3 protein-coding genes and 1 pseudogene are annotated in these 4,423 nt (G+C 65.7%); 1 reads left to right on the forward strand and 3 read right to left on the reverse strand.

What is annotated here, in order from left to right; genetic code table 11:
- Positions 1-2,020: translation initiation factor IF-2 (gene infB, locus H926_RS0115440; RefSeq protein ID WP_022677121.1), on the forward strand; the 2,020-nt coding region annotated here is incomplete at its 5' end.
- Positions 2,021-2,196: 176 nt separating this feature from the next.
- Here infB and H926_RS27940 read toward each other — a convergent pair.
- From H926_RS27940 to H926_RS27945, 3 genes and pseudogenes are all read right to left on the reverse strand, one after another.
- Positions 2,197-2,520, reverse strand: coding sequence for an RcnB family protein (locus H926_RS27940; protein ID WP_022677122.1), 324 nt, complete (start codon positions 2,518-2,520; stop codon positions 2,197-2,199).
- 105 nt (positions 2,521-2,625) lie between these two features.
- A complete protein-coding gene (locus H926_RS0115450; RefSeq protein ID WP_022677123.1) occupies positions 2,626-4,008 on the reverse strand; it encodes a cytochrome P450 in 1,383 nt (460 codons plus the stop codon).
- Positions 4,005-4,423 (reverse strand): annotated as a pseudogene (locus H926_RS27945) (hypothetical protein); the annotation flags it as partial. The gene H926_RS0115450 and the pseudogene H926_RS27945, both read right to left, overlap by 4 nt.

Below are 4,423 nucleotides of genomic sequence, written 5' to 3' on the forward strand. Positions count from 1 at the left end.
CCCGGCCCCGGCTGCTGCCGTGCCCGCGCCGCGCCGCTTTACCCCGGTGGTGGCGCCCAAGCGCCCCGAACCGGCCAAGAAGCCGGCGCATGCCCCGCGTGACAAGAACGCCAATGATCGCCGCCAGGCGGGCAAGCTGACCGTGACGCGCGCGCTCAACGAAGACGAGGGCGCTCGCGCCCGTTCGCTCGCCGCGCTCAAGCGCGCCCGTGAAAAGGAGCGCCGTGCGCACTTCGCCGGGCAGACCCAGGCGCGTGAAAAGCAAGTGCGCGATGTGATCGTGCCTGAAGCGATCACCGTGCAGGATCTGGCCAACCGCATGGCTGAAAAGGCCGCGGACCTGGTCAAGGCGCTGTTCAAGATGGGCATGATGGTCACCATCAACCAGGCCATCGACCAGGATACCGCCGAACTGCTGGTGACCGAATTTGGCCACAACATTCAGCGCGTGAGCGATAGCGACGTCGATATCGATACCGCTTCGGACATCGATGCCGATACCACGCTCAAGTCGCGGCCCCCGGTCGTGGCGATCATGGGCCACGTTGACCATGGCAAGACCAGCCTGCTCGACGCGCTGCGCGGCACCGACGTGGTGCGCGGCGAAGCCGGCGGCATCACGCAGCATATCGGCGCCTATCAGATCAAGACCAAGGGCGGCGATTACATCACCTTCCTGGATACGCCAGGCCACGAAGCCTTTACCGAGATGCGCATGCGCGGTGCCAATGTCACCGACATCGTCATCCTGGTGGTGGCTGCCGATGATGGCATCATGCCGCAGACGATCGAAGCCATCAATCACACCAAGGCGGCCGGCGTGCCGATGATCGTGGCGATCACCAAGGCCGACAAGCCCGAGGCGAACCCGCAGAAGATCCGCGAACGTCTGCTCGAACACGAAGTGATCGTGGAAGACATGTCGGGCGACGTGCAGGACGTGGAGGTTTCCTCCAAGACCGGCGCGGGTCTCGACACGCTGATCGAGAAGATCCTGCTCCAGGCCGAACTGATGGAACTGCGTTCCAACCCCGATCGCGCCGCCGAAGCGACCGTGATCGAGGCCAAGCTCGACAAGGGCAAGGGCCCGCTGGCGACCGTGCTGATCAACCGCGGCACGCTGCATGTGGGCGATATCCTGGTGGTAGGCACCCAGTCTGGCCGCGTGCGCGCCATGCTGGATGACAAGGGCCGCCAGGTGAAGTCTGCGCCGCCTTCGCTGCCGGTCGAAGTGCTCGGCATTGGCGGCGTGCCGATGGCTGGTGACACGCTGACCGTGGTGGAAAACGAAGCACGTGCCCGTGAAGTGGCGGCCTATCGTCAGGAGAAGGCCACTGCCAAGCGCACCGCCGTTGCGCCGTCGAGCCTGGAGAACATGTTCTCTGCGCTGGCGGCCAAGCAGAGCGTCATCGAGTATCCGGTGGTGATCAAGGCCGACGTGCAGGGCTCGACCGAAGCGATCGTCAATGCGCTCAACCGCTTGTCGACCGACGAGATCAAGGTGCGCGTGCTGCATTCCGGCGTGGGTGCGATCACCGAAAGCGACGTGGGCCTGGCCCAGGCTTCCGGCGCACCGATCGTGGGCTTCAACGTCCGTCCCAACGCCAAGGCGCGCGAGCTGATCGAGCGCAACAAGGTGCGGATGAAGTACTTCGACGTGATCTATCAGCTGACCGACGACATCGCCAAGGAAATGGCGGGCGAGCTTGGTCCGGAGCGCATCGAAACCGTTGTGGGCCGTGCGGAAGTCAAGGAAGTCTTCCCCGCGGGCAAGAAGGACAAGGCAGCCGGTCTGCTGGTGCTGGAAGGCTACATCCGCAAGGGCATCTATGCGCGTCTTACCCGCAACGATGTTATCGTCAGCAAGACCACGATTGCCTCGCTGCGTCGCTTCAAGGACGACGTTTCGGAAGTGCGCGCGGGCCTGGAATGCGGTGTGGTGTTGCAGGACACCAACGACATCAAGGCTGGCGACACGCTGGAAGTGTTCGAAGTGGAAGAGCGCGAACGCACGCTCTGATCTTCGGATCGGTAAACACGAAAAGGCGGCCTTTCCCACGGGAAGGGCCGCCTTTTTCGTTCATGGCTCTGGCGATTGCAGCCTGTGTCAGGCGCGCGCTGTGGAGCACGACCCTGGCACAAAAAGGGGCGGCCTTTTACAAGGCCACCCCTTGATGTGATCCGGTCGCGCGCGGATCAGAACGTATTGGCGATCACCGAGGCGATCACGCCGCTGCCGATTGCCACCAGCAGGGCATCGTTGCCCGACCGCACCCAGTGATAGCCACGCGGCGGCGCCGACAGGCGACGGTACTGGTGGTAATCGACCACGCGATAGTTGGGCGCGCGGCGGTGGTCGAAGCGCTGCCCCTTGCGGAACGGGTTGGGCTTCATCTTGACCGGTCCGCGGCGCACGTCGTGGCGTTGATCGTGGCGCGCATCATAGTGCTGGGCCAGCGCGGGGGTGGCGGCGGGCAGGGCCACCGCAAGGGCGGCAACCGTGGCGAGAAACTTGTTCATGGCGGTCCTTTCCAATGAAACTGACCCTGCCTCAACGGCTCAACGCCGTGCCGGCTCCCACGACAAATGTCTGACTTTGTATCGATTTTGTTACCTAATCGGCCGTCAGCGCAGGGTGAGCCGCAAGTGGATGCCATGGCGCGACCGCAGGGTCAGGCGGCTGATCGGTTCCGGCGCGGAGCCTGCGGCGGGCGCCAGGCGAAATTCGCGCAGCAGCGTGGCCAGCACGATCATCGCCTCTTGCATGGCAAAGCCCTGGCCGATGCACACGCGTGGGCCCTTGCCGAACGGCAGCCAAGCCTCGCGCGCGGCCCTGGCATTCTCGGCGCGGGCAAAGCGGCCCGGATCGAACGCGTGCGGGCAGGCCCAGTTGTCGGCGTTGCGCTGGATCAGCCAGGGCGACACCACCGCGAGATCGCCCGACGCCATCGCCTTGCCGCGCATGATCTGCGGCGCGACGACCTCGCGCATCAGGAAGCTGACCGGGGGATAGAGGCGCAGCGCTTCCTGAAAGAGATGGCGCAGTTCGGGCAAAGCCTTGAGATGATCGGCGGCGAGCGGGCTGCCCCCCGTGACAGCGGCGATTTGCGCGGCCAGGCGATCCTGTAGCCCCGCGTCGCCAGCCAGAAGATAACTGGCCCAGGCCAGCGCGGATGCCGAGGTTTCGTGGCCGGCGAGGAAGATCGTGCCAAGCTGATCGAGCAGGGCCTCGCGCGAAAACGGTGCGCCGCTATGCGGATGGCGCGCATCGAGTAGCGCATCGAGAATATCGGCCGGCGGCAGGGGCTGGCCCAGGCGCGCGCGCATTGCCATCCGGGCATCGACGAGCGGGGCGAACAGCGTGCGGATAGCGGCGGCGGCCTGGGACAGCCGCTGGCGCTGGCGCATGAGCGGCAGGCGGTAGAGGCGCAGCATGGCATAGCGCTGGGCATGGCGCTGATAGCGATCAAAGGCGGCAAAGACGGTTTCGGCCGCATCGGCGGGCAGGCTTTGTGAAAACAGCGTGCGATAGATCACGTCTGCCGTCACCGCCGTCATCGCCTGTTCCATATCCACCGGCCCCCGCGCCGCCGCCTGGTGCAGGTTCCCGGCCATATCCTGCGCAACGGCACGCATGGCCGGCCAGGCGCGGCCAAGGCCAGCCTGGGCGAAAGCGGGATTGATCATCGCGCGCTGCGCCTGCCACTGCGCGCCATTGGCAGAAAACACGCTTTCGCCCATCAACGGGCGCAGCAGTTCGGTCATCAAGCCGTGCTTGGGCCACGGGCAGTGGCGTTCTTCCAGCACATCTCGCGCCAGGGCCAGGTCGTTGATCACGAAAAAGCGCAGCAGCGGAAAGCGCACCGTGCCCATTTTCATGCGATAGGATTTTTCGAACAGCGTGTGGATCCAACTGCCCCAGCCGATCACGAAACGGCGCAGCAGGCCCGCCTTGCGCCGCAACGGCGTAGGGAACGGCGGCACGACCAGCGCGGGCGGCTCGGTCATGCCCGCGATACCTGGCGAAAGGCGGCGATACTGGCGGCGAGTGGCTGGTCGCTGCAGGTGAGGCCGAGGTAATCGAGCGGTGACGGGCGATCGAGCCGGCGCAGATAATCGAAATGGGTGAGATACTTGTCCTTGCGCCGCGCGGCATAGGTCTGGGCATCGCAAAACGCGAACCAGCGCGGGGACAACTGCACCAGCCCAGCGTGGCGGGCTGGCGCGCGGCCCAGCCAGGGATCGACCAGCGGGGTGGCTGCGCCATCGGAGGGCGAGCCGATGTCGAGCCAGGCGAAACGGCCCTGCGCCAGCTTTGCCATGGTGCCGGCAAAATCGCGGGCGTCGCGGCGAGAGGCGAGCATCGGCAGGCTGGCCCCCAGCGTGACCAGCGCCACGCGGGAAGGCAGCACGCCGCCGTGGC

It is taken from the genome of Novosphingobium sp. B-7, from assembly GCF_000410615.1.
In the GTDB taxonomy this organism is placed as follows: domain Bacteria; phylum Pseudomonadota; class Alphaproteobacteria; order Sphingomonadales; family Sphingomonadaceae; genus Novosphingobium; species Novosphingobium capsulatum.